This window comes from Bradyrhizobium vignae (assembly GCF_900324035.1).
In the GTDB taxonomy this organism is placed as follows: domain Bacteria; phylum Pseudomonadota; class Alphaproteobacteria; order Rhizobiales; family Xanthobacteraceae; genus Bradyrhizobium; species Bradyrhizobium vignae.
This window is the reverse complement of sequence record NZ_LS398110.1, coordinates 7,598,439-7,618,560: the sequence shown is the minus strand read 5'-3', so window position 1 is coordinate 7,618,560 and position 20,122 is coordinate 7,598,439. Positions and strand designations below refer to the sequence as shown.

14 protein-coding genes are annotated in these 20,122 nt (G+C 63.3%); 8 read left to right on the top strand and 6 right to left on the bottom strand.

Annotation, left to right across the window (positions count from 1 at the left end):
* Nucleotides 1-169 precede the first annotated feature (169 nt).
* Nucleotides 170-1,336: an acyltransferase family protein gene (locus tag BRAD3257_RS36590; RefSeq protein ID WP_122405876.1), complete on the top strand. Its 1,167-nt coding sequence runs from the start codon at nt 170-172 to the stop codon at nt 1,334-1,336.
* Between the two features lie 17 nt (nt 1,337-1,353).
* Here the strand turns inward: BRAD3257_RS36590 and BRAD3257_RS36585 are convergent, their stop codons facing one another.
* The 4 genes from BRAD3257_RS36585 to BRAD3257_RS36570 all read right to left on the bottom strand — a co-directional run bounded on the left by BRAD3257_RS36585 (nt 1,354) and on the right by BRAD3257_RS36570 (nt 4,351).
* Entirely contained in the window at nt 1,354-1,749 is a 396-nt protein-coding gene (locus BRAD3257_RS36585; protein WP_122405875.1) for a type II toxin-antitoxin system VapC family toxin, read from the bottom strand.
* Complete coding sequence (locus BRAD3257_RS36580; RefSeq protein ID WP_122405874.1) at nt 1,746-2,000, bottom strand: AbrB/MazE/SpoVT family DNA-binding domain-containing protein; 255 nt, start codon at nt 1,998-2,000, stop codon at nt 1,746-1,748. The genes BRAD3257_RS36585 and BRAD3257_RS36580 overlap by 4 nt, the downstream gene beginning before the upstream one ends.
* Before the next feature lie 78 nt (nt 2,001-2,078).
* Nucleotides 2,079-3,605 (bottom strand): permease, encoded by a 1,527-nt coding sequence (locus BRAD3257_RS36575; RefSeq protein WP_122405873.1) that lies wholly within the window; start codon nt 3,603-3,605, stop codon nt 2,079-2,081.
* Complete coding sequence (locus BRAD3257_RS36570) at nt 3,602-4,351, bottom strand: ABC transporter ATP-binding protein (protein WP_162500655.1); 750 nt, start codon at nt 4,349-4,351, stop codon at nt 3,602-3,604. The genes BRAD3257_RS36575 and BRAD3257_RS36570 overlap by 4 nt, the downstream gene beginning before the upstream one ends.
* Nucleotides 4,352-4,612: 261 nt before the next feature.
* Here BRAD3257_RS36570 and BRAD3257_RS36565 point away from each other — a divergent pair, with 261 nt between their 5' ends.
* From BRAD3257_RS36565 to BRAD3257_RS36540, 6 genes are all read left to right on the top strand, one after another.
* Entirely contained in the window at nt 4,613-5,488 is an 876-nt protein-coding gene (locus BRAD3257_RS36565) for a branched-chain amino acid ABC transporter permease (protein ID WP_122405871.1), read from the top strand.
* A gap of 5 nt (nt 5,489-5,493) precedes the next feature.
* Nucleotides 5,494-6,645 carry a branched-chain amino acid ABC transporter permease gene (locus tag BRAD3257_RS36560; RefSeq protein ID WP_122405870.1) on the top strand — a complete coding sequence of 384 codons (1,152 nt, stop codon included), beginning with the start codon at nt 5,494-5,496 and terminating at the stop codon, nt 6,643-6,645.
* A complete protein-coding gene (locus BRAD3257_RS36555) occupies nt 6,642-7,400 on the top strand; it encodes an ABC transporter ATP-binding protein (RefSeq protein WP_122405869.1) in 759 nt (252 codons plus the stop codon). Before BRAD3257_RS36560 ends, BRAD3257_RS36555 begins: the two co-directional genes overlap by 4 nt.
* 3 nt (nt 7,401-7,403) lie before the next feature.
* A complete protein-coding gene (locus BRAD3257_RS36550) occupies nt 7,404-8,192 on the top strand; it encodes an ABC transporter ATP-binding protein (RefSeq protein WP_122405868.1) in 789 nt (262 codons plus the stop codon).
* Nucleotides 8,193-8,283: 91 nt separating this feature from the next.
* Entirely contained in the window at nt 8,284-10,122 is a 1,839-nt protein-coding gene (locus BRAD3257_RS36545) for an AMP-dependent synthetase/ligase (protein WP_122405867.1), read from the top strand.
* 80 nt (nt 10,123-10,202) lie between these two features.
* Nucleotides 10,203-11,402, top strand: coding sequence for an ABC transporter substrate-binding protein (locus BRAD3257_RS36540; RefSeq protein ID WP_122405866.1), 1,200 nt, complete (start codon nt 10,203-10,205; stop codon nt 11,400-11,402).
* Nucleotides 11,403-11,640: 238 nt separating this feature from the next.
* Here the strand turns inward: BRAD3257_RS36540 and BRAD3257_RS36535 are convergent, their stop codons facing one another.
* Together BRAD3257_RS36535 and BRAD3257_RS36530 are read right to left on the bottom strand one after the other, a co-directional pair.
* Nucleotides 11,641-12,756 (bottom strand): lysozyme inhibitor LprI family protein, encoded by a 1,116-nt coding sequence (locus tag BRAD3257_RS36535; protein ID WP_122405865.1) that lies wholly within the window; start codon nt 12,754-12,756, stop codon nt 11,641-11,643.
* Nucleotides 12,757-12,843: 87 nt separating this feature from the next.
* Complete coding sequence (locus BRAD3257_RS36530; protein WP_122405864.1) at nt 12,844-13,575, bottom strand: transglutaminase-like cysteine peptidase; 732 nt, start codon at nt 13,573-13,575, stop codon at nt 12,844-12,846.
* Nucleotides 13,576-14,193: 618 nt separating this feature from the next.
* Here BRAD3257_RS36530 and BRAD3257_RS36525 point away from each other — a divergent pair.
* A complete protein-coding gene (locus BRAD3257_RS36525) occupies nt 14,194-20,052 on the top strand; it encodes a VCBS domain-containing protein (protein ID WP_430648809.1) in 5,859 nt (1,952 codons plus the stop codon).
* The last annotated feature ends 70 nt before the right edge of the window (nt 20,053-20,122 follow it).

The following is a 20,122-nucleotide window of genomic DNA, read 5'->3' as shown; positions in this document are numbered from 1 at the left end:
CGAAACTTGTCGGCTGTGTCCGCTCGTGGGACTTCAACTCTAGATTTTTCAAGTCATCGACGGTCAATCAGTCGAAGCGGGCGCTGCGTGGTTCCGCGACCACGTGCCACATTAAGCATGTATTCAACCCTTGCTTGTGACAGTCGCGTTTTCTGCCTACCCGTTTCCGATGGCCTCGGCTGAAAACGTCACCCGATATCATGCGCTCGACAGTTGGCGCGGCATTTGCGCCTGCATGGTTGCGCTGTTTCACTTCGACGTGATCAGCCATCTGTCCTTCCTGCCACTCACCAGACACGCCTATTTGTTCGTCGACTTCTTCTTCGTATTGAGCGGCTTTGTCATCGCCTCGAATTATCGCTCGCGCCTTGCCGAGGGCTTTGGCACCGGCCGCTTTCTCGTGCTGCGGCTGGGGCGCATCTATCCCCTGCATCTCGTGACGTTGCTGCTGTTCATTCCCATTGATGCTGCGAAGGACGGCATCCGTCCCAACCTTCTCCAGGCCATCGTCACAAACGTCCTTCTGCTGCAGGGCCTCGGCATCAATCCGCAAAACTGGCTGAACTTCGCGAGTTGGAGCATCAGCACCGAGTTCGCCGCCTATGCGATCTTCGCCGTCGTCGTAAGCCGGATCGGGCCGGCGATCTTGCCCTGGCTGCTCCCGATCATGGTCGGACCGGCCGTGCTCGCCACCATCAGCCCCGATGGGATGAATGCGACCTACGACTATGGTCTCGTGCGTTGCCTCTATGGCTTTGCGCTCGGCGTTGTCTGTTTCGATTTGCGAGAGCGCTTCCCGGTGTTGCGCGCACGCCTGGGGCCATCAGGCGAAACATGGCTCGAGGCGGCGAGCGTCATGCTCGTCGTGTTCTATGTTTCGGTCGCCGGAAGCAACGTCATACTGCAGGTGGCGTCGCCCATGGTGTTCACGCTGGTCGTTCTGGTGTTCGCGCGTGAGGCCGGTGCGGTCAGCCGTCGGCTGACGGCGCCATCCATGCTCATGATCGGCACACTGACTTATTCGATCTACATGCTGCATCCGCTCGTCAGAGCCGTTGTGCGGGCGATCCTCATGGTCGTCGAACGTCTCGGGCATATGGAGCTGTTTGTTTCCTATGCGCTGAGCTCGGGCCATGAACCGACGAAGGTGGTCTCCCTGAATGGATCGCTCTGGCTGGGGGATCTCCTGCAAATTGCAATGCTGCTGTCGACCGTGCTGCTGTCGGTTGCAACCTATCGCTTCGTGGAAGAGCCCGGACGGAACTGGGTCAGGCGCCTGACGGATCGGCGCAAGGCTGCCGCAGTGCGCAGCGCGCAGCCGGCCTTCGAGACCTGACGTGGCAGGATCGCGCGCTAGGGTATTCGCGCCAATCCGCCGCTTGCCTCGATCAGTTTCACGGCCCTCTTGTCGAAAGAGACGAAGGTATCGGCTCCAAGCCAGTTGCCCTCGTGGGCGATGACACCATCGGCGAAATCACCCCCGGCATCAAGGAACGCCAATCCGGCCTCGGCTGCGGGCCGGTCAACAACCGTATTGGAGGCATTGATTAAGTGCCGGATCGAAGCCGCGATATTGGCAGCCGAAGTCTTGTAGCCTCGAGAGAGAACCCAGGTCAGCTCGCATAATGCGGGGATCGAAATGGCTATGAGGTCTGCCTTCTTGAGAAGGGCTTCGGCCACCTTGCTCTGTTCGGCGTGATCTTCGACCAGAACCCGCACCAGGACATTGGTATCGGGTGTTATCTTCATCGCTTACCGGCCCAAGCGTCAGCAATGACCTCGTTCATTTCCTCGATCGACAGTGATCGATTGTTCGTTTTCCCTTTCAGGAAGCCGAAGGCATCCGAAATCTTTCCGGTTGGTCGAGCGGCTTTCACCTCAACTCGTCCCCCAGGAAGTTTTTCTATCGAGATCTTGTCGCCCGGATGTACACCGAGGTGTTCCAGGAGATCCTTCCGGAGCGTAACCTGCCCCTTTGCCGTGACAGTGAGCGTACTCATCGGAGCCTCAATCCTTGCTCCCCGATAAGTAAGGCGATTTAGCCTTACTTTCAAGTGAGTAGGCCCCCACTCCCGCTCTTACTCCCGCCTGGGGCTGAACTTCCAGGTAAGGGCGACGAGGCTCGCGGTGATCAGGCCGCTGATGAGGCCGGCCAGCGGCAGGGCGAGCAGCAGCGCGGCGGTCGCGGCCCAACCGATCGAGGAGAAGGCTTCGGCGAAGGTTGCAAGCCGCGAAGACGTCTGGCGGCGGCGGAATTGGCTGCGCCTTGCCTGCACCCGGAACCAGAGCTGGATCGCGGCCGCCGAGGCCGCGCTGACGATGATCGCGCCGGCACTCACCGCGGCCTGGAGCGGCGAGGCGAAGGCCAGCGCTCCGACCAGTGGGCAGAAGATGACTGCGATTGCGATCAGCACCACCTCGATCTTGGCGCGGATGACGCTGGACGGCGTCAACGGTGCTGTTGCGACCAGGTCGGGGGCGTCCTCGCCGGAGATCGTCAGCCAGGCGAGCCCGCCGGCGAGCTGTCCCGCCGCCATCACGATCACGGGCGTGATCAGCGTCAGAGCCGCGGAGCTTTCGGCAAAATTGCGCCAGAGCAGCAGCGCCGGCGGCACCAGATAGAGCAGCTGCATCAATGTCTGCGAGATCAACCAGGGATCGCGCCACAGCAGCATGAATTCCTTGCGCCGCAGCGCCTGCTGGCGCGATCCGCCGCGGAACGGGCGCTCCGTGGCGCGGACGCGGCCGGACGTGCCGTACGCCGCCGCATCGATCGCGGTGTCGGCGAATCGATGCGAGAATATCGCCATGACGCTTCCGAGCAGCACCAGAGCGAGCGCGAGAAGCAGCAGCAGCGCCTCGCTGTCGCCCATGGTTGCCCGGGCCGGCCACCACCAGATGCTGCCGATATCAGGCGCGTAGGCGGCAAGGCTCCCCGAGGTCAGGATGGTGAAGCGCGACAACGTGCCGTAGGAGATGATCGCGGCGATCTGAAGCGCGATCACGAAACCGGCGCCGATGATCGCGGCGAGGATCTGGGCAATCAGGCGCGTTCGCGCCGGGCCGATCAGCCGGAATAGGAGAATGGTGACGGCGATGGCGATCGCCGCGGCCGACAGGCCCATCGCAACGACGACGCCGAAGGCGGCGAGCCAGCGCACGCCGCCGCCGATCACGAGAACGTCGATGAAGGGCGTCCCGAACAGCAGCGCGAGCACGGTGACGGTCAGTGCGATCGCGGCGATGCGGACCGAGAACAGATTGGCCAAGGTCGCCGGCGAGGACATGATCAGGTCGAGATCGGCGCGGGCGTAGAACACCCGCGTCACCGATTCGATCGCCTGCGACAGCATCAAGGTCCAGGCGAGAAAGATCGTCGCCGAAATCACGATCAGCGAGGATTTGTCGAGCGGCAGCTGCAGGTCGGCGAAACGGCCGATCACTGCCCAGGCCGGCAGGTGCAGCAGCGCGGCGAAGCAGACGAGGCCGATCACGGCAGCGCGCGTACGTTTGCGCCGGCCGCCCGTCATCATGGCGACCCATTCGCGCCAGGCGAGCCGCAGCTCGTGGCGGGCAAACCAGGACAGCGCGGTTGCCGAGCTCATGCCGCAGCCTGAAGCGTCACCAGCGCGATGAAGAGATCCTCCAGGCTGGTGTCGGCATGGCCATTCCGCTGGCGCAGCTCGCTGAGCGTGCCCTCGGCGACCAGGCGCCCGGACGCGATCACACCGATGCGGTCGGCCATGCGCTCGGCGACCTCGAGAATATGCGTGGTCATGATCACGGTGCAGCCGGCACGCACGCGCGCGCTGAGCAGGCCCTTCACGTGGCGGGCGGAGACGGCATCGAGCCCCGTCAGCGGCTCGTCGAGGATGATGAGGCGGGGATCGTGCACCAGTGCTCCCGCGAGAGCGACCTTCTGGCGCATGCCCTTGGAAAAGCCCTCGCAGCGCTCGTGCCGGTGCGCCTCGAGCCCGAGCGAGCTGAGCAGCTCTTCCGCGACCGGTTCCGAGGCCGACGGGGCGATGCCCCAGAGCCCCGCGACGAATTCGAGATATTCGAGCGGGGTCAGCTTGTCGTAGATCATGGGCTCGTCGGAGACCCAGGCCATCACCTGCTTGGCGGCGGTGGGATTCTCCAGCGCATCGGTGCCGAAGATCGAGACCGCGCCGGCATCGGGCCGCAGCAGGCCCGCAACCATGCGCAAGCTGGTGGTCTTGCCGGCGCCGTTGGGGCCGACCAGGGCGTAGAATTCGCCGGCGTGAATGGTGAGATCGAGGCTGTCGACCGCCAGGCGGTCAAAACGCTTCGTTAACCCTCGAACTTCCAGCGCCGAGTTGCCCGGCTTCATGACGGCCATACCATCCGGTTTTGCATCGCCCGCGACCTTGACTTGAAGATGTTTCGGCACCGTGAATTTACGGCCGACAAATTCCGCCATCCGGGTTGGACTAAAGGCAAGTCACCGTTTGTTGACAGCGCGCGGGCGTTCAGGCTGAATTGATGCCGGACAAATGGCGCTAAGCAGCGAAACGACTGCGTAGCGACTGGACACAAGATGCGGCAAGGTGGTCACGAAGAACCGCTGGTTGCATCGGGAGGATGCGCGGCGATGCTGGATTTCGTTCAGCAGCTGGTCAGCGGTGTTGCGCTCGGCTGCGTTTACGGCCTGATCGCACTCGGTTTCGTGCTCGTCTACAAGGCCACCGAGGTCGTCAACTTCGCCCAGGGCGATCTGATGATGCTGGGCGGCTTCTTCGCCTTCACCTTCATCGGGATGATGGGCCTGAACTACTGGATCGGCTTTGCCGGTGCAGTGGCCGCGATGGCGCTGTTCGGCATGCTGGCCGAGCGCGTGGTGGTGCGGCCGATCCTCGGCTACCCGCAATTCTCGATCATCATGGCCACGATCGGCCTCGGCTATTTCCTGCGCTCGGTCGCCGGCATGATCTGGGGCACCGACGATTTGAAGATCGAGACGCCGTTCAGCCAGGGCGTGCTCCGCATGGGTTCGCTGGTGCTCGCCTACGACAAGCTCTCGGTGATCGCGGCGACGATGATCCTGTGCGCGCTGCTGTGGCTGTTCTTCAACAAGACCATGCTCGGCACCGCGATGCGCGCCAGCTCCGAGAACATGCTGGCGGCCTACTATATGGGCATCCCGGTCAAGCGCGTGGTGTCGGTCGTCTGGGCGATCAGCGCGGCGGTCGCGACCTGCGCCGGCGTGCTGCTGGCGCCGATCACCTTCATTCACTCCAATGTCGGCCTCGTGCTTGGCCTGAAGGCGTTTCCCGCCGCGGTGCTCGGCGGCTTCGGCTCGATCCCGGGCGCCGTGGTCGGCGGCGTCCTGATCGGCGTGATCGAGAGCATGGCCGGCTTCTACCTGCCCGAGGGCTGGAAGGACGTCGCGCCCTACGTGGTGTTGCTGACCGTGCTGCTCCTGAAGCCCGAAGGCCTGTTCGGCCTCCACGTCCGCAAGAAGGTCTGAACATCATGCGCTTCCTGTTCAAGACCGATTACGAGGACGATATCAAGCTGTTCCCGCATTCGGGTTACATCATCTCCTACGGCCTCCTGCTCGCGCTGCTGCTGATCGCGCCCTATGTGCTCTCCAGCTATTTGATGAGCCAGCTCGTCTTCGTCTGCATCTATGCAACCGTCGGCGTGGCGCTGCTGATCCTGACCGGCTTCACCGGCCAGGCCTCGCTCGGCCACGCCGCGTTCCTCGCGATCGGCGCCTACACCGCGGCCTATTTGCAGAAGTACAACGTGCCGTTCCCGGTCTACTTCCTCGCCGCCGGAGCCTCGACCGGCATCATCGGCGCGATGGTCGGTTTTCCCGCCCTGCGCCTGACCGGCATCTACCTCGTCATCGCCACCATCTCCTTTGCCCTGATCGTCGAGGAGATCCTGGCGCGATGGGAGAGCGTCACCAACGGCAATGAAGGCATGCGGGTCAAGACGCTGTCGCTGCTCGGCGTCACCGTGCCGCGCGACAGCCCGACATTTTATTACCTCTGTCTAGCCGTGCTGGTGCTGACCATCGTCGGCACGCTCAATCTCCTACGTTCGCCGACGGGCCGCGCCTTCGTCGCAATCCGCGACTCCGAGACGGCGGCGCGCAGCATGGGCGTCAATGTCGCGCTCTACAAGGTCAAGTCGTTCGCGATCTCGGCGACGATCACCGGCTTTGCCGGCGTGCTGTTCGCGCACAAGCTCTCCTTCATCTCGCCGGAGATGTTCACGCTGCAGCTCTCGATCGAGTTCATCATCGTGATCCTGATCGGCGGCACCTTCAGCCTGCACGGTGCGGTGCTGGGTGCGATCTTCATCGTGATGATCGATCCGTTCCTGACCTATCTCAAGGACGACATGCCCGGCATCATCGCCGGCATCGCCGCAACCTTCGGCGCGAGCCCGGCGACTGCGGGAAATATCCAGTCGAACGCCGCGGCTTTCGCTTCGCTCAATGGTTTGAAGGGAGCGATCTACGGCATCATCATCGTGCTGTTCGTACTGTTCGAGCCGCTCGGGCTCTACGGCCGCTGGCTGAAGATCAAGCTCTTCTTCCAGCTGTTTCCGCTCTACAAGCGCGCCACCTTCAAGCGGCAGAAGATCTACGTGAAGTCGGAGCGCAACCGATGAGCTATTTTCGCGCCGAGAACCTGTCGCTGCATTTCGGCGGCCTCAAGGCGGTCGATGCGGTCTCGTTCGCGGTGGAGAAGGGCGAGATCCTCTCGATCATCGGGCCGAACGGCGCCGGCAAGAGCTCGATCTTCAACCTGATTTCGCGGATCTACCGGCCGACCTCGGGCCGCATCTTCTTCGAGGACCAGGACATCACCGAGCAGCCGCCCTACGACATCGCCAAGCTCGGCATCGCCCGCACCTTCCAGAATATCGAGCTGTTCGAGAACGCGACCGTGCTGTCGAATTTGCTGGTCGGGCGTCACCGCCATTCCACCACGCAGCTCTGGCAGGAGCTGCTGCTCCTGCCGAGCGTACGTGCCAACGAGAAGGTGCATCGCCGCAGGGTCGAGCAGGTGATCGAATTCCTCGATCTGGAACCCTATCGCGACAAGCTGATCTCGGGCCTGCCTTACGGCGTGCGCAAGGTGATCGAGCTGGCGCGTGCCCTGTGCTCCGAGCCGAAGCTGATCCTGCTCGACGAGCCGTCCTCCGGCCTCAACGTCGAGGAGACCGACGACATGTCGTTCTGGATCCGCGACATGAAGAGCGAGCTCGGCGTCACCGTGTTGATGGTCGAGCATGACATGTCGCTGGTGAACCGCGTCTCCGATCGCGTCATCGCGCTGAACTATGGAAGGGTGCTCGCCATGGGCTCGCCCGCCGAGGTGCAAGAACACCCCGACGTCGTCGCGGCGTATCTGGGAGCCTGACGCATGGAAGCCGCGGTGAGCCCGGACATCATCCTGAAGCTCTCCAACATCGAGAGCTATTACGGGCCGATCATGGCGATCCGCGGCATCTCGCTGGAGGTGCCGCGCGGCCGCATCGTCACGCTGCTGGGCGCCAACGGCGCCGGCAAGACCACGGTGCTGAAGACGATCTCGGGCATCCTCGATCCGCAGAAGGGGACGATCGAGTTCATGGGCAAGCCGATCCAGCGCATGGAGGCTGACCGGATCGTGCGGCTCGGCCTCAGCCATGTGCCGGAAGGACGCGAGGTGTTTCCGTTCCTCTCCGTGCGCGAGAACCTGATGATGGGCGCCTATCCGCGCAAGGACCGCGATGGCGTTGTGGAGGATCTGGAGCGCGTCTACGGCTATTTCCCGCGACTGAAGGAGCGCATCGACCAGCCGGCCGGTCAGCTCTCCGGCGGCGAGCAGCAGATGCTGGCGATCGGACGCGCGCTGATGAACCGGCCGACGCTGCTGCTGCTTGACGAGCCCTCGCTCGGCCTGTCGCCGCTGCTGGTAAGGGAGATCTTCACCATCATCCGCCGGGTCAACGAGGAGCAGGGCATGTCGATCCTTTTGGTCGAGCAGAACGCCAAAGTCGCGCTGGAGACGGCGCATTACGGCTATGTCCTGGAGATCGGCCGCATCGTGATGAACGACACCTGCGACCGCTTGATGCATTCCCAGGACATCCAGGAATTCTACCTTGGCGCCAAGGAAGCGGGCGCACGCGGCGAGCGGCGCTGGAAAAAGAAGAAGACATGGCGGTGAGGAAGAGCTGGCAGTAAGATGAGCTCGTCATCCGCAACATAGACCGCCGGCAAGGCAGGCAGCGGAGGCAGGCGACAGGGAGGAGAGGCGCATGGTCCGACCGGCGGTGCTGACGGTCGCTGATACGATCGCAAAGAGCTTTCTGCGCGCCGCCGAGACGCGGGGCGATCGGCCTGCGATCCGCGAGAAGAAGTTCGGCATCTGGCAGCCGACCAGCTGGCGCGAATGGCTCGCGATATCGAAGGAGATCGCCTACGCGCTTCGCGCCATCGGCTTCCTGCCCGGCGACGTCGCCTCCATCATCGCCAATGCCGTGCCCGAATGGGTCTACGCCGATATGGGGATATTGTGCGCCGGCGGTGTCTCCTCAGGAATCTATCCGACCGATTCCCCATCCCAGGTCGAGTATCTCGTCAACGATTCCCGCACCAAGGTGATCTTCGCCGAGGACGAGGAGCAGCTCGACAAGATCCTCACCTGCCGCGCGCGGTGTCCGTCCCTGCAGAAGATCATCGTGTTCGACATGGAGGGGCTCAGCGGCTTCTCCGACGACATGGTGATGTCGCTCGACGAGTTTCGCGCGCTCGGCCGCAACCACATGCTCGGCCGCGAAGCGCTGTGGCAGGAGATGATCGACAGCCGCAGCGCCGGCGATCTCGCGATCCTCGTCTATACGTCCGGCACGACCGGTCCGCCCAAGGGCGCGATGCACGCCAACCGCAGCGTCACCCACCAGATGCGGCACGCCAACGACTTCATCCCGGCGCGAGAGGACGAGGACCGGCTGGTCTTCCTGCCGCTCTGCCACGTCGCCGAGCGCGTCGGTGGCTATTACATCTCGGTCGCGCTCGGCTCGGTGATGAATTTCGCCGAGAGCCCGGAAACCGTGCCGGACAATCTGCGCGAGGTGCAGCCGACCGCCTTCCTCGCGGTGCCGCGGATCTGGGAAAAATTCTACTCCGCCATCACCATCGCGCTGAAGGATGCGACGCCGCTGCAGCAATGGGTCTATCGCCGCGCCATCGGCATCGGCTATCGCATGGTCGACTACAGGCTCGAGGGCCGAGCGCCGCCGCTATCGCTACGCATCGCCAACCGCATCGCTTACCTGGTCGCCTTCCGCAACATTCGCCGCATGATCGGGCTCGACCGCTGTCGCATTGCGTTCACCGGCGCAGCGCCGATCGCGCCCGAGCTGATCCGCTGGTATCTCGCGCTCGGCATCGACATGCACGAGGTCTACGGCCAGACCGAGAATTGCGGGGTCGCCACCATGATGCCCGCGGACAGGATCAAGCTCGGCTCGGTCGGCACCGCCGTGCCCTGGGGCGAGGTCGCGCTGTCGCCCGACGGCGAGATCCTGATCAAGGGCGACTTCCTGTTCATGGGCTATTTGAACCAGCCGGAGAAGACCGCGGAAACCATCGATTCGCGCGGCTGGCTGCACACCGGCGACGTCGGCACCATCGACAATGAGGGCTTCGTCCGCGTCACAGACCGGATGAAGGACATCATCATCACCTCCGGTGGCAAGAACATCACGCCGTCCGAGATCGAGAACCAGCTCAAATTCTCACCCTATATCTCGGACGCGGTCGTGGTCGGCGACAAGCGGCCCTATCTCACCTGCCTCGTGATGATCGACCAGGAGAACGTCGAAAAGTTCGCCCAGGATCACGACATTCCCTTCACCAACTATGCGAGCCTGTGCCGCGCGAGGGAGATTCACGACCTGATCGGGCGCGAGATCGAGCAGGTCAACGGCAACTTCGCCCGTGTCGAGACGATCAAGAAGTTTTATCTGATCGAGCGCCAGCTCACCCCGGAGGACGAGGAGCTGACGCCGACCATGAAGCTGAAGCGCGGCTTCGTGAACAAGCGCTACGCCGCCGAGATCGAAGCGATGTATCGCGAGCGTGAGGTGGCGTGACGCGTCTGCCTAGTCGAGAAGCGAAGGGGCTGTGGCCCTCGCCCTTCGTCCAACACGGGCCTTTAGGAGAGGAGACGTCGATGTCGAAATCGTTCAGCGCATTCGGCCTTGCTGTGAGTGCCGTGGTGCTCACCTGTCTGCCGGCCGGAGCGCAAACCAAGGTCACCAACGAGGGCATCTCGGCGACCGAGATCGTCATCGGCACTCACCAGGATTTGTCGGGTCCGATCAAGGGGTGGGGCGTGCCGGTCGCAAACGGCATGAAGATGGCGACCGAGGAGATCAACGCATCCGGCGGAATCAACGGCCGCAAGATTCGACTGGTCGTCGAGGACAGCGGCTATGATCCGAAAAAGGCCGTGCTGGCTTCGCAGAAACTGATCGAGCGCGACAAGATCTTCGCGATGGTGGGGCCGATGGGGTCGCCGACAGTGCTCGCCGCGCAGGACATCCTCTTCGACGCCGGCGTCCTGCAGCTCTTCCCGCTGACGGCGGCCGAGTTCACCTTCAAATTCGATCCGGCCAAGCCGCAGGAGCGATTGAAGTTCAACAATCTGCTGCCCTACGTCGAGAGCACGCGGGCCGCGCTGAAATACATGATGGAGTGGAAGAATTTCAGGAAGCCCTGCATCATGCATCAGGATGATGAGTACGGTAAGAACGTGCTCGACGGCTTCAACCAGCAGCTCACGGCCATGAAGGTGCAGCCGGCCTCGATCACGAGCTACAAGCGCGGCGCCTCCGATTTCAGCGCCCAGGTCGCCAAGATGAAATCCGATGGCTGCGACCTCGTCGTGCTCGGCACCGTGCTGCGCGAGACCATCGGGGCGATGACCGAAGCCAAGAAGCTCGGCTGGGACGTCACTTTCCTCGGCGCCACCCCCACCAACGTGATGGAGGTTCCGGCGCTGGGCAAGGACGCCGTCGAGGGTCTCTATGCCGCCAGCGGCTTCGAGATTCCCTATGAGGACACGGCCAAGGGCAAAGTGAAGGATTGGCTCGTCAACTACAAGAAGATGTTCGGCACGGACGCCAACACGCAGGCCATCATCGGCTACAATGCGATGATGACGTTTGCGTTCTACGCGAGCAAGGCCGGCAAGGATCTCACTGGTCAGAAGATGCTGGACGCGCTCGAGTCGGGCGAGAAATTCCTCGACATCTTCAACTCGCCGCCGACCAAGTTCTCCAAGACCGACCATCTTGCCAACACCATCACCCAGGTGCAGCAGGTCAAGGGCGGCCGCTGGGTGCTGGTGAAGGACAATCTGATGTTTTGATGCTTCTTCGCCTCTCCCCGCCTGCGGCAGGCCTATCGCATATGACTCGTTGCGGCGGCCTGCGCGCACGCCTCGTCCTTCGAGACGGCGCTTACGCGCCTCCTCAGGATGAGGCCAATCGGCGTCAGTGCCGTTGAAACTGGCGCCGCGCACTCCGTCCTCATCCTGAGCAGCCCGCCTTAAGCGGGCGTCTCGAAGGATGGCCGCAGAGAAAAGCGCTCAAATGCGATAGCCCTGGCTACGACCCCCCGCCTGCCGTCCCCGAATTCACCGGGGCCAGCTCGTCCTCACGGCAGCGCCAGCCGTCGGCGGCTTTCACGAAGGCGAAAGTTCGCTGGATCCGCAGGCGGCGCGTGACGTTGAAGGCTTCTGCGGAGCGCTCCTTGTTGCCGGCTCCCGGCTGCGGACGACCCGTCCTCGCGTCCCAGCAGGTCCCGGTGCAGGTGGAGGCGACCTTGCTGCACATGGTGAAGGGCGCCAGCACGGCCATCTCGATCTCGCCCGTGACCTGCGCCTCCTGCTCGGTCACCTGGCTGTCGAGCGCATAGACGCGGTTGATGCGCAGGAAGTTGCCGCAGGAATTGGCCGCATGGATTCGCGCGGCGCAGAAATCGACGGCGTCGGTGTCGGGCGAACGGGCCGCGACCTGCCGGCCGAACACCTTTTTGGGATCGCCCTTCGCCGCGCGGATTTCGTCGCTCTTGCGCTTCAAATGGTCGGCGAGGCAGTCTTCCGCGGATTCCAGCTCTTGCAGCGGCACGTTCTCCTTGCCGACCAGATTGCATTTGCGGTCGCGCTCTCGTGTCCACCTTCCATATTCGGCGAAGGCAAAGCGCGCGGCGGTCGGGTCCAGCTTGCCGATCAGACCGAGCACCTGGCCGTTGAGCTCGGTTTCGGCAAGCGCCAGCGACGGCTCGGCGCAGATCAGCGCGCCCGCCGCGGTATTGGCCGCGAGGCAGTCGAAATCAGGGTCGCGCACGATAGCGGCGCGCTCTTCGGTGACCTTGAGCAGGCACCCCTTCACCCGGTCGAATTCGTCGGCGCGGATCGCGGTCTGGCCGACGATGCCGCAGCTGAGGTTGCGCTGGCGGATCCAGATCGCATTCTCCTCGATTGCGGGAAGGCGATCGGGCAGGCGGGCGAGCCGCGCCTCGATCGCGATGCTCAGCTTCTCGGCGGCGGCGGCAAGCTCGGCGTCAGCGCAGAATAATTGGTTGCCGGGATCGCGAATCTGCTGGCAGTTATTCTTGGCAAACAGCGGCAGCCTCTCGGCGACCGAGCGGTCGGATTGCGCGGACGCGGGCGCCGCCGAGAACGCCAGCAGCGCAAGCACAGACAGCACGATGAATCGCATTCCAGTCGCCCCCGCATGGAAGGCGCCATGCTAGCGTCTGGGATCGCGCGGCGAAATGGGTTTGTGTTGGGAGTGCAGCCGAGGTGATCAGCGCGCCTCGCCGGCCGCCATCGAGACCTGCACCGGTTCGTCGACATACTTCATCACCGCCGACCGGTAGAGCACGAACAGCGGCTGATAGCTCCGCGTCGCGTCGTCCCGGACCATCGTCATGCGGCGATTGTCGAGCATCAGCCACTGGCCGTCGAGCTTCGCTGCGGCAATCGCGTGCTCCTCGCCGGCCCTGACGTCGCGCACCACGACGATGCGGAGGTCTTCAGCGGCAACGCCCGCCAGTCGCAGCGCGGCCAGCTTGGCGATGGCATAATCCTCGCAATCGCCGGCGCCACGCGCGAAGGTCGCAAGCGGCGAGCTCCAGACGTCGTCGGTGCCGTCATTGGCGGCGTGGATGGCGAGGTTGATGGCGCGGTTGGTCTCGCCGAGGCGCGCGCGGCCGTCGCGGGCGCGGGCCTGGTCAACGATGGCGAGCAGTTTCAAGGCCGCCGGGGACGCGCAATTGTCGCGGTCGCCGTCGCAGAGTGCGAGCTGCACCATGTCGTCGTCGAACTTGTCCCTCAGTGCGGACCATTTCTGCTGCAGGCTGCCGGACGAGATGGCGAATGCGAATACGCCGAACGGTTCGGCGGATTTGCGCACGAGGACGCCGGCGCCCGGCGACAGCAGCGTACCGGCGCGAAGCTCGGCGGCCGATCCGAGCAGGACCAAGCCGCACAAGACAAGGATTGCGCGCCAGGCGCGCGAGCGAGCAGCGGTCTCCATCTGACATCCCCTTCCCGGGCTTCGCGAGATATCCTCGATCTCGACGTGCCGGGCTTTGTTGCTTTCGCGGAGATAGTGTGAGGCGGGCCGTTTTGTTCTGCTTAACGCGCCCAGCACGGGCCCTAAAACCGGGTGACAGGCTGAAACGGACATGCCCGAATTGCGTAAAATTTTACGATTCGAGGGCAAGGAGGGCCTCATTGCCGCGAAATCGAGCCAGTTGCAGGCAGAAGTTGCGGGGCTGCCGATTCCGCCTCTTATGGCTAAGAGCCCGCTATTTCACGGGTTCTGTTAGTTAGCTCACAGATTTGGCCCCGTATTTGCCGCAGGATGTTGCAGGGCACCACGAAGGAAAGATGACGCAAGTATCTGTTCAACCAACTGTACGATAGATGACTTGGGGTGACGGGAAATGCGTGCATCTAAGCTTGTTTCGACTTCAGAATGCTTGAAATATTACTTTGCCTTTTCTGGGAAAGCGCCGCCCTGGGGCGGCTGTTATGGCCAAGTGACGCGAAATCACACAAGCAGTAGACGGTTTCGCTAAGGACTTGGTAATGCTAAGCAAGCTTAAGCAGTCGATACTTACTTAGATTTTAACCTCTTTACGGTGCCCGGTTGAATTACGCTGGCAAATTTGACGCCGCGACCTCCTTGAACGGCGAGGGTTCCAGCGCGTCCGCCTATGTCCATGCCGATCCCTCTGTTGCCAAGCCCTTCATCGCAAAGGCGCATGGTCATGTGCCTGATGGCGCGTTCATTGTTCCCGACCCCAACCTGATCTTCAACGGCGAGTTCAAGCGCGCCGGCCTCGATCTCGTGCTGTCCCATGAAGGGCATGAGTTCGTGGTTCACGACTATTTCAGGGGCGACAAGCGCGCCGCGATCGCCTCGCCCGACGGCGCCCACCTCACCGGCGACATCGTCAACGCCCTCACCGGCCACTTCCAGATCGCCCAGGCTGCGCCCGGCGCCGCCGCGGCTCAGGTCATCGGTCATGTCACGAAGCTCGTGGGCAGCGCGACCGCGATCCGCAACGGCGTCTCGGTCATCCTGAACAACGGTGACAATGTCGAGAAGGGCGACGTGGTCTCGACCGGCGCCGACTCGACGCTCGGCATCACCTTCATCGACGGCACCGTGTTCGGCCTGTCCTCCAATGCGCGGATGGTGCTGAACGAGATGGTCTATGACCCCAACGGGTCGAGCAACTCCTCGCTACTCAGCCTGGTTGCGGGCACCATCACCTTCGTCGCCGGCGAGACCGCCAAGCACGGCGACATGAAGGTCGACACGCCGGTCGCGACCATGGGCATCCGCGGCACCGCGGTGCTGACCCAGATCAACTTCGTCGTTCCCGCCGGCGGCGGCGATCCGCAGCCGCAGGCGAGCTTCCAGGTGCTGGTCGAGCCGAATGGCACGACGGGCTCCTACATCCTGTTCGACAAGATCACACTGCTGCCGATCGCGACGGTCAACCAGGCCGGCCAGATGATCCAGATCAGCGGCGGCAACGTCTCGATCTCTAATGCGCTGATGTCGCCGGAGGTGCAGAAGCTGATCACGGACGTGTTCACGCTGAAGTTCACCGACAACAACACCAACACCAAGCTGACCACGAACTTCACCGACACGATCACACCGTTCGGCCAGGACCTGGTGTTCAAGTCGGGATCCGGCCCAGTCGTCATCGCGACGTTCGTCAACCTCAATCCGCAGGGACATGACAATCCTGGCACGTCCACGCCGCCCGTCGTCCGCATTCCCGGCCAGCCGATTGCGCAAAGCTTCGATCTCGGCGGCAATGTGAAGACGGCGTTCGCGCTGACCGAACGCGCGGACACCACCGGCGACACGCATGCCGACACGGTTTCCGGTCTGATCAGATTCGTCGATCAAAATCTCGGCGATCGGCCGTCGGTGAGCATGAGCCTCGCCGAGGCGCCGAACTATGTCTACAAGAACGCCGGCCAGCAGGACGTCACCAGCTCGCTCACCGCGCTGCAGAAGCAGGATATCGCGGCGACGCAAATCCACATCAGTGTCGTTGCCGACCCAGCCAACAACAACAACGGCTCGGCGGTCTGGACCTACACGATCCCGGACAAGGTCTTCGACTTCCTGGCCGCCGGCGAAACCCTGACGCTGACCTACATGGTCCGCGTCGATACCAATTTCGTAGTCAGCCCCGAGTCCGCGTTCATCCCGATCACCATCACGATCACGGGGACCAACGACAAGCCGACCGTCGCGACGTCGGGCGGAACCGTCATTGAGAAGGTCGGGACCGGCAACGAGGCCCTCGACACCATCACGGGCACGGTCACCTTCGCCGACGTCGATCTGACGGACCGGCCGATCGTCAGCGCGGCGCTCTCGTCGAGTCAGCCGTTCAAATATCTCGATGCGCAAGGCCACGACGTCACCGCGACGCTGACGCCGCAGCAACTCGCCGCGATCGCAGCCGTCGAGGTGCCGCTGACGGTGGTGCAGGGCGCGGGGAACGCCAACAATGGCTCGGCGACCTGGACCTACAGCGTCCCCGACCACTTGTTCGATTTCCTCGCCGAAGGCGAGACGCTGACCCTCAACTATGTGGTGCAGGTCGATGACGGACATGGCGGCGTGGTCAGCACGCCGATCACGGTGTCCATCAACGGTGCGGACGTCAACGTCGAGGGCACCAACGACGTGCCCACGATCGTCGAGGACTCCACCACCTCGACCGGTGCGGTGACCGAGGATGCGGCGGCCACGCTCACCGCGAACGGCACCATCACCTTCAGCGATCCTGATCTCACGGACACGCACACCGCGAGCTTCGTCCTGAAGTCGACGAATTCGACCGTGCATCTGCCCGGATTCAACGACGGCACCTCGCATATCGGCACGTTCGCGCTTGAACCGGTGAGCGAGAGCCCAGGCGTCAGCTCCCGCGGGTCGGTCGGCTGGACCTTCACGATCGACGACAACGATCCGGTGCTGCAGTCGCTGGCCAAGGGCCAGACCATCACGCAGATTTATACCGTTACGATCGACGACCATCACGGCGGGACGGTGACCAAGGACGTCACGGTCACGATTACCGGCACCAACGACGCCCCGACCATCACGAGCGATGCAAGCGCGGCCACGGGGACCGTCACCGAGGACGCCGGCGCGACGCTGTCGACCGGCGGGACGCTGGCGATCCAGGATCTCGACCTGGTCGACACGCACACCGCGCAGGCCGTGTTCAAGTCGGCGACGTCGAGCGCGCATTTGCCGGGTTTCGACGGCAACACGCAGCTCGGGACCTTCACGATCGATCCGTCGGTGACCGAATCCAACAGCGACACCAGCAACGGTGCTACGCTGGGCTGGCACTTCACGCTCGGCAACGGCAATCCGGTGCTGCAGTCGCTGGCTGAGGGGCAGACCATCACGCAGGTCTATACCGTCACCTTCACCGACAACAACGGTGCGCAGGTATCCCAGGACGTCACGGTCACGATCGTCGGTACCAATGACGCGCCCACGATCACCAGCGATGCAGCAGCGGCCTCGGGGAGCGTCACCGAGGATACCTGCGCCACTCTGTCGATCGACGGCACGCTGGCAATCCAGGATCTCGATTTGATCGACACCCACACGGCGCAGGCCGTGTTCAAGTCGTCGACGTCAAGTGCGCATCTGCCGGGCTTCGACGATGACACGCCGCTCGGCACTTTCACGATTGATCCGTCGGTGCACGAATTCAACACCGACACCGACAATGGTGCGACCCTGGGCTGGCACTTCAGTCTCGACAACAGCAATACGGTGCTGCAATCGCTGGCCGAGGGCCAGACCATCACCCAGGTCTACACCGTCACCTTCATCGACGATCACGGCGCGCAGGTCTCGCAGGACGTCACCGTCACGATCAACGGTGCCAACGACGCGCCGACGATCACGAGTGATGCCGACGCGGCGAGGGGCGCGGTCACCGAGGACGAGGGCGCGTCGCTGACGACCGGCGGCACGCTGGCGATCCAGGACCTCGACCTGATCGACACCCACACGGCGGAGTGGTCGTTCAAGTCGTCGTCCGTCAGCACGGATCTGCCGGGCTTCGGGACCGGTTCGCATATCGGCACGTTCTCGATCGATTCGTCGGTGACCGAAGCCAGCAACGGCGCGACGCTGGGCTGGCATTTCACTTTGGACAATGACGATCCCGTGCTGCAGTCGCTGGCGGAAGGGCAGACCATCACTCAGGTCTACACCGTCACCTTCGACGACCACCATGGCGGCAAGGTTAGCCAGGACGTGACCGTCACGATCACCGGCACCAATGATGCGCCGGCGGTTTCCTATGTGACGTCGGACTACATGAATTTCGACGGCCAGACGATCGCCGTCGGCGAGGTGCCGACTGCGGCCACCGATGACGTGACGCTGGACGGCTGGGTCAACTGGAACGGCGCAGCAGATGCCGGTCACGGCCAGATCCTGTTCTACAACGGCAACACCTCGACCACCGGTTTCGGTCTCCTCGGCACCGTCAACACTGATGGCACGATGGAGCTGCAGATTCTAGCGGGCGGCCGCCAGATCGCCGATACCGGCGTGGCACTCACGGCGTCGCAGTGGCACAACATTGCGCTGACCCGCGAGAATGACACCTTCAAACTCTATCTCGATGGGCACCTCGAATATTCGCACTCATGGACGGTCAACCCGATCGACGGCAGTCCGTCGAATCCGTCTGCGTCCTACATGATGATTGGTGCCGCGAGCGACTCGGGCGCAGCGGGCTTCGGGGCGGAAGGCTTCTACGGCGCGATCGCCGATGTCAGCGTTTGGACCACCGCGCTCACGCAGGCGCAGATCCAGTCGATCGATTTCACCGCGCTCACGGGCAGTGAGACGGACCTTGCAGCGTATTATCAGCTCAGCGACGGCAGTGGGACCACGGCTTCCAATGCCGTCAACCCTGCCAAGAGCCTCGCAATCGAGGGTGATGCGGACTGGACGAGCGGCACCTCCGGCCCGGGTGGGACCATCGCCGATCTCATGGAAACCAATGCCGGCCAGCTTGCGCACGGTGTGCTGGCGGTCTCCGACGTCGACGCGATCGATCACGTCACGGTATCGGTCAGCCAGCTGCAGGTCTCTCTCGACGGCATAGCGCAAACCGGCAATGTCGGCGGGCTGTCCCATGAGGCGCTGTTGAACTATCTCGCCGTTCCGTCCGGCGATATCCTGAACGGCACCGCCACTCACGCGCAGTTCAGCTGGTCCTTCAACTCGCAGGGACAGGCCTTCGACTTCCTCGCCGCCGGCCAGACGCTGTCGCTGCAATACACGATCGTTCCGTCGGATGCCCATGGTGCTGGCGCGGGCGCAGTCGTCACCGTCAATATCACCGGCACCAACGATGCGCCGAAGCTTGCCGATCTCCACATCGGCCCGCTCACGGACACGGCTGCGACCGACACCTTCCCTAGCCTCACCGGCCACCTCGCCGGGACCGACGCCGACAGCGGTGAGACGGCGACGCTGACCTATGCGGTCCTCAATGCGGATTGTCATGGGACGGCGACGGGACTGTACGGCTCGCTGACGGTCAACCCGGACGGCAGCTACAGCTACGTTCCGAACGCCGCCGCCATCAACGCGCTGCCGGAAGGCTCCTACTCGGATGTTTTCACGGTGCAGACCACGGACGTGCATGGCGCGACCGGCACTGCAACGCTCACGGTAGACCTGACTGGAGCCAACGACGACAGCGGCCCCGTCATCGATACCACGCACTTCTACGTCTGGCACGACAACGAGGGCGGCACTGATCTCATTACCCATCTAGCGGTCCTCGACACCGATCCCGACGCCGCGACGCATGACTTCAAGATCACGGCGGTCACCGCCCATGATCCGGACAGCAATGTCGATCCGGGCGCAGCGTGGGGATCCCTCGATGACATCAACTCGGTCCTCACGGATGGCGTCACTTATTATCCGGGCGAGACGCCGCCGAATACCGATCAGATCACGCTTACGGTTACGGACAAGACCACCGGCCTGTTCGATACCGTCCACTTCATCTTCAACGAGGCGGGCGACACCGGCCAAGGCGTCACTCTGGAAGGCACCGACGGCAAGGATGTCATTTTCGCGACCGAGACGGGGGACACGCTGACTGGAGGCGCCGGCAAGGACCAGTTCGTGTTCTCGCCGGGCTCAATCGGCTATGGCCCTCAGCCGATCACCGATTTCACGCACACCATTACCGATTTCACGACTGGCGTGGACAAGATCGACCTGCGCCAGTTCTCGGACGTGAGCTCCATCAACGATCTCACCATCGTCCAGCAGTCCGGCGATGCGATGGTGACGTGGCAACAGCAGATCACTCGGCGCGAGGGGGCGCCTGTCATCGAGCACGAGTCCCTGCTGCTGCATAACGTCATTGCCGCGAACCTCAAGGCCGGCGATTTTATCTTCAATGCCTGATTGCCGGCGCGCCGCGCGTCTGCACACGCGATCCGCGCTGCCGTTCGCCGCAAAAGCGTGATATCCAGGC

Bases quoted from the DNA above. Each gene is read 5' to 3' on its own strand.
- BRAD3257_RS36590 (WP_122405876.1), top strand. From the start codon at position 170: ATGGCCTCGGCTGAAAACGTCACCCGATATCATGCGCTCGACAGTTGG.
- BRAD3257_RS36585 (WP_122405875.1), bottom strand. From the start codon at position 1,749: ATGAAGATAACACCCGATACCAATGTCCTGGTGCGGGTTCTGGTCGAA.
- BRAD3257_RS36580 (WP_122405874.1), bottom strand. From the start codon at position 2,000: ATGAGTACGCTCACTGTCACGGCAAAGGGGCAGGTTACGCTCCGGAAG.
- BRAD3257_RS36575 (WP_122405873.1), bottom strand. From the start codon at position 3,605: ATGAGCTCGGCAACCGCGCTGTCCTGGTTTGCCCGCCACGAGCTGCGG.
- BRAD3257_RS36570 (WP_162500655.1), bottom strand. From the start codon at position 4,351: ATGAAGCCGGGCAACTCGGCGCTGGAAGTTCGAGGGTTAACGAAGCGT.
- BRAD3257_RS36565 (WP_122405871.1), top strand. From the start codon at position 4,613: ATGCTGGATTTCGTTCAGCAGCTGGTCAGCGGTGTTGCGCTCGGCTGC.
- BRAD3257_RS36560 (WP_122405870.1), top strand. From the start codon at position 5,494: ATGCGCTTCCTGTTCAAGACCGATTACGAGGACGATATCAAGCTGTTC.
- BRAD3257_RS36555 (WP_122405869.1), top strand. From the start codon at position 6,642: ATGAGCTATTTTCGCGCCGAGAACCTGTCGCTGCATTTCGGCGGCCTC.
- BRAD3257_RS36550 (WP_122405868.1), top strand. From the start codon at position 7,404: ATGGAAGCCGCGGTGAGCCCGGACATCATCCTGAAGCTCTCCAACATC.
- BRAD3257_RS36545 (WP_122405867.1), top strand. From the start codon at position 8,284: ATGGTCCGACCGGCGGTGCTGACGGTCGCTGATACGATCGCAAAGAGC.
- BRAD3257_RS36540 (WP_122405866.1), top strand. From the start codon at position 10,203: ATGTCGAAATCGTTCAGCGCATTCGGCCTTGCTGTGAGTGCCGTGGTG.
- BRAD3257_RS36535 (WP_122405865.1), bottom strand. From the start codon at position 12,756: ATGCGATTCATCGTGCTGTCTGTGCTTGCGCTGCTGGCGTTCTCGGCG.
- BRAD3257_RS36530 (WP_122405864.1), bottom strand. From the start codon at position 13,575: ATGGAGACCGCTGCTCGCTCGCGCGCCTGGCGCGCAATCCTTGTCTTG.